This is a genomic window from Frankia sp. CcCS3 (assembly GCF_977927575.1).
Genome location: NZ_CDWRCL010000146.1, coordinates 2,613 through 7,007, shown reverse-complemented (window position 1 = coordinate 7,007; position 4,395 = coordinate 2,613). Strand labels below are relative to the sequence as shown.

At 73.0% G+C, this 4,395-nt stretch carries 6 protein-coding genes; 2 read left to right on the top strand and 4 right to left on the bottom strand.

All coding sequences use genetic code 11. The annotated features are described in order from the left end of the window. The first annotated feature begins 426 nt into the window (after positions 1–426). Together AC08OQ_RS13295 and AC08OQ_RS13290 are read left to right on the top strand one after the other, a co-directional pair. The gene (locus AC08OQ_RS13295) at positions 427–885 is read left to right on the top strand and encodes an adenylate/guanylate cyclase domain-containing protein (protein ID WP_476601640.1); all 459 of its coding nucleotides are present in this window, start codon (positions 427–429) and stop codon (positions 883–885) included. 449 nt (positions 886–1,334) lie between these two features. Continuing rightward, positions 1,335–1,514 (top strand): hypothetical protein, encoded by a 180-nt coding sequence (locus AC08OQ_RS13290; RefSeq protein ID WP_476612083.1) that lies wholly within the window; start codon positions 1,335–1,337, stop codon positions 1,512–1,514. Between the two features lie 74 nt (positions 1,515–1,588). Here AC08OQ_RS13290 and AC08OQ_RS13285 read toward each other — a convergent pair whose 3' ends face one another. The 4 genes from AC08OQ_RS13285 to AC08OQ_RS13270 form a co-directional block, all read right to left on the bottom strand. Further along, a complete protein-coding gene (locus AC08OQ_RS13285) occupies positions 1,589–1,888 on the bottom strand; it encodes a WD40 repeat domain-containing protein (RefSeq protein WP_476601642.1) in 300 nt (99 codons plus the stop codon). Beyond that, the gene (locus tag AC08OQ_RS13280) at positions 1,843–1,950 is read right to left on the bottom strand and encodes a WD40 repeat domain-containing protein (protein ID WP_462187353.1); all 108 of its coding nucleotides are present in this window, start codon (positions 1,948–1,950) and stop codon (positions 1,843–1,845) included. The genes AC08OQ_RS13285 and AC08OQ_RS13280 overlap by 46 nt, the downstream gene beginning before the upstream one ends. Then, positions 1,947–2,726 (bottom strand): WD40 repeat domain-containing protein, encoded by a 780-nt coding sequence (locus tag AC08OQ_RS13275; RefSeq protein WP_476612082.1) that lies wholly within the window; start codon positions 2,724–2,726, stop codon positions 1,947–1,949. The genes AC08OQ_RS13280 and AC08OQ_RS13275 overlap by 4 nt, the downstream gene beginning before the upstream one ends. Positions 2,727–3,423: 697 nt before the next feature. Then, the gene (locus tag AC08OQ_RS13270; RefSeq protein ID WP_476601645.1) at positions 3,424–4,323 is read right to left on the bottom strand and encodes a hypothetical protein; all 900 of its coding nucleotides are present in this window, start codon (positions 4,321–4,323) and stop codon (positions 3,424–3,426) included. Positions 4,324–4,395 lie beyond the last annotated feature (72 nt).

Genomic DNA, 4,395 nt, shown 5'->3' with positions numbered 1-4,395 from the left:
GACCCGGCGCGGCCGGACCCCCGGACGCGCCCCGCGGCAGGCTCGGACCCCACGCCCGGGACGGCGCCGATCCCCTCGTCGTTGCCCAGTGCGGCCCGGCCGCGGCGGTCGGCGAGTTCTCCTCGGTCGCCTCGTTCCCCGCGCCGCCGCTGACCGGCAGACCGGTCGTCGGCGGCGCTATGCCGACGCCGTGGCCCGATCCCCCGGTCGGGCCACGGCGCGGAAATCACGTCTTCACCGGCGGGACGGCGCGTCAGGATGGGACCATGGCACGCGAGGATACCGGCGACATCCGGCAGGACCCGGAACGGGACGCCTGCATCACCGTCACGAGCATGTTCGTGGGCATCACCGGGACCACCGACATCGGCCAGAGGAATCGACCCGGAATCGCTGCAGGAGGTCCTGCGGCGGGCGTTCACCCTCGTGCGCACCATCGTCTCCACGCACGGCGGCTCGGTCGAGAGATTCATCGGTGACGCCGCGTTCGCCCTGTTCGGCGTCCCCCAGCCGCACGTGGACGACGCGCTGCGCGCCGTCCACGCCGCCCTCGAGATCCGGGCCGCGACGGAGGCGCTCAACACCGAACGTCACCACGACCGGGACCTGAGGCTACGCGTGCGGATCGGGATCAACACCGGCGAGGTCACCGTCGCCGCCGGTGGCGTCAGTGCCGGTGGCGTGAGTGGCGACCCGGTGAACGTCGCCTCCCGGCTGGAACACGCCGCGCCCGCCGGCGAGATCTTCATCGGCGACACCACCTATCATCTCGTCCGGGACAGCGTCACCGCGAGCGAGGCGGATCCCCTCGTCGTGCAGGGCAGGCCCGTCCCGTTGCGTGTGCACCGGCTGATCGGACTGGCCGCTCCGTCGCCGGCCGCCTGAGCACCACCGGGCGCCCCCGGTGCCCCGCCCCGGCTCCGTGGGCGAGCGGGACGAAGGGCGGTGCGGGACTGCCAGCGGAATGTCAGCGGCGCCGGACGCGACGTGAACCGGTCCGCGGGATGACGGCCGGTTGGGGGCCGCGGCCCAGCCCGCCGTGGCGGACCTGCATGTGGGTGGCGAGCAGTTGGGATGCCTCGGCCTTGGTGGGGACCCGGTCCGAGATGATACCGCAGTACGTGCAGGTGTATCTGGCCATCATGAGGTCCCTTCGGATGCTCGGGTAGGGCCAGAATGCGGCAATGCCGCGACAGATGCATCACATTCCCAGTTCGCATACCTATCTGAAACGCTAATCTCCCACGTGTTTGCATGTCAATCTGGTACGCCCATAAGGTGGGTGGATGCCCCGCCCGCCGTGGACGCCGAGGACGCAGGCTCACCATGAGCTCATGGCCGCCCTGTCCGCCTCAGTCGACGCCGCCTGCGAGGCGGAGGAGAGAATGTGGGAGGCCGCCCGCGCCGCCCGCGCCGGCGGAGTGCCGATCGACCTGGTGGCCGCGCTCACCCGGCGCGGACGGACCACCATCTACCGCCATCTCCCCCTTGGGCAGGATCTCGGCGACGCCTGAACGCGCACCGCTTCGCCGGCGGTGGACCGGTGTCCCCGGCCCCGATCCCGGCGTGGCGTCCCCGGCCCGGCCCCTCAGCGGCCAGGGAACAGCTCCCACCCGGCGGTGACGCGGTCGGCGCCGGCGGTGGCCAGCAGCCGGCTGTCCGGGGCGAAGGCCACCTCGTGCACCGGCCCGCCGTGCGGGGGCAGCCGGTGGGCGGGCCCGGGACACTCCGGATCGGTGACCTCGCACAGGGTCACGGTCCGCTCGCCGCCGCCGGCGGCGAGCAGGGTGCCGTCCGGGCTGAACGCGACCGTGTGCACGGGACCGCGCGCGCCGGTCAGCGTCACCGTCGCCGCCGGCCGGGTCGGGTCGGGTCGGCGAGATCCCACAGGATCACCGTCCGGTCCTGCGAACCGGTGGCCAGCAGGGTCCCGTCCGGGCTGAACGTCACCGCCCGCACGGGACCGCGATGCCCGGCGAGGACCGCAGCCCGCCGGGGAGCCCCCGGTCCGGCCAGGTCCCACAGCAGCACCGCCCGGTCGTCGCCGGCGGTGGCCAGCAGCGTGCCCCCGGGCTGGAGGCGAGATCGTGCAGGTAGCCGCGATGCCCGGTCAGCGTCATCAGCGGCAGTGGGCGGGTGGGGTCGCCGACCTGCCAGAGCACGGTGGTGCCGGCGTCCCCGGCGGCGGCGAGCACCCGCCCGTCCGGGCTGAACGTCACCGCCCGCACCCACTCCTGGTTGATCCGCCGCCCGTAGCCGACGGTCGCGATCAGTCGCGGCGGGGCGGGGAACGCCCACGCCCACAGCCGTACGGTCGTGTCGGTGCCGCCGGTGGCCAGCAGCGAGCCGGAGGGGCTGAACGCCACGCTTATCGGATGACCGCGCTCCTGCGGCAGCACCGCGACCCGTCGTGCCGCGCTGAGATCCCGGGAGCCCGGGTGTGCGTGCCCGGCGCGGGAACGGTGCGGGCGCCGGCCGGGCCCCGTCGCATCCGCCGGGACCTCCGCGGGAAAGGGGGGTGGCACGAGCCCCCCGGCCGGCCACGGGGCAACGACCGTGACCTGGCGTAGCAGCCAGTCGCGGGCGGTGGTGGCGTCCAGCCCGAACAGGTCGAAGGCGAGCAGATGCCCGAACGGGCCGGGCCGGGCGCGGTCCTCGATCCGTACCAGCATGACCCGGCCGGGCCGGGCGCCCTGCCGATCCTCCCCGCGCCGTTCCCCCGACACCCGCCGTTCCCCCGGCAGGGGCGCCCGTTCCCCCGAGGGCGGCATTCGCACCGTCCCCCGCCGCGGGACGGACCGCCGGCACCGGCACGGCGGCCCCGGCCTGGGCCGAGCGGGTGAGCGCGGCCAGGTAGGCGGACGACCAGATCAGCAGGATCTCCCCGCCGAGGGTGAGATGCCGGTCCAGGTCGAGCGCGACCCCGCCGGGGAGCGCCGTGTCCCCGGCGGGGTCGGGTCCCGCGGGGGCCGCGGTCAGCGGATGGCTCACAACCCGGTAGCCGGCCTGCTCGAGCTGCCAGGCCAGCCAGCGCGCCCACGCGGCGTCCCGCGGCGCGTTCGCGTGGGACAGGATGATGTCCCACGACGGACCCGCCGCGGCCGCCCCGACATCGGTACCCGCGTCCGGCCCGCCTCCGGCGGGCGCACCTGGAACACCTGGAACACCTGGCGAACCGGACTCCTTGGGCCCATTGGAAACATCGGGCACATCGGTCGGGGTGCTGCCCGCCCCGGCCGGGGGACCGTCCTCGCCGTCTGTGCCGCGGACGTGATCGGCCGCGGCGCTGCCCCTGCTCACACCCGGCAGCCTGCCACGCCCACCCCACCCCCAAAAAGATGATCATAAATGCCGATCGGGGGACGAGTCTGGCCGGTGCCGTTCCCGCCGCCGAAAGCGGACCGGTTACCGCCCCCTGTGCCGTCATCGGCAGGCCATTGTCACATCCGGTTCACCGTCACATCCGGTTCCCGTGGCGGGCCTTCCCCCCGCGGACCCGGCGGACAACGGCGATCCCGTGCCTGCGGGCGGATGCACGCCGTCGGTACGGGCGAGGTCTGGGAAGGCCCCGTCGGCAATCGGGGGGAGCATAAGCATCCGACGGTGTTCCGTTCGGTGCTCTGCGATGGCGCGGCGTAGCCGCCGGACACCGTGTCCCCCGATCCCGCAGAGCGCCTGATCGATTTCAGCGAGCCGTTCGTCGCACGTGGTGATCGCCTCCGCGGCCGCTCGGCTCTGCTCATCGAACGGCCTTCTGGTCATCTCCATGCTCAGGGCCAGGCAGGGATTGAACATACTTTTGTTGTCCAGGAGAGGAATCAGGTCGCCGGCGATCCGCCGGAGCTCCTCACCGGACAATTCACTGGGCATGCTCTTCGTGCCGAGAAGCCGGGTGAACCCGGCCATGATACTCTGGACATGCTGTTCGAACGACACGTCGGTGTCCGCCCGCGCCCCGTACGGGCCGTCGGTCGCGTGCGGGAAGGCCCGGCGATACAGCGCGGCGTACTCATCCAGTATGGTCTTTCGCTCCGCGGCTGGCGTCTTCGCGGCGGAGAACCACAGCCGAAGCTCCGTCTCGAAGTAAGCCCAGCGGGCGGCGGACCGCCCCGTTCCGGTCAGGTAGAAGCGGCCGATCCGCGCCGCGAGGTTGCGGTGTTCGTCCCGGCCCGCCCCGTCAGGGGCAAGCTCGCGGGCGATCGCACCCAACGACACTCCGTACCGTTTGTAGTGCTGCTCGTAGTCCTTGTAGCGGCGGGCCAGGAGGGCGTCGAGGTGGGAGTCCCCGGTCGCGCGCGGTGGCTGTTGTGGTTTACCGGACATGGCACCTTCTCGTGGACGATCGCGGGGACGCGGGAGCCGGAAAGAATGCGTCAGGAGTTGCCGCATTGGGGA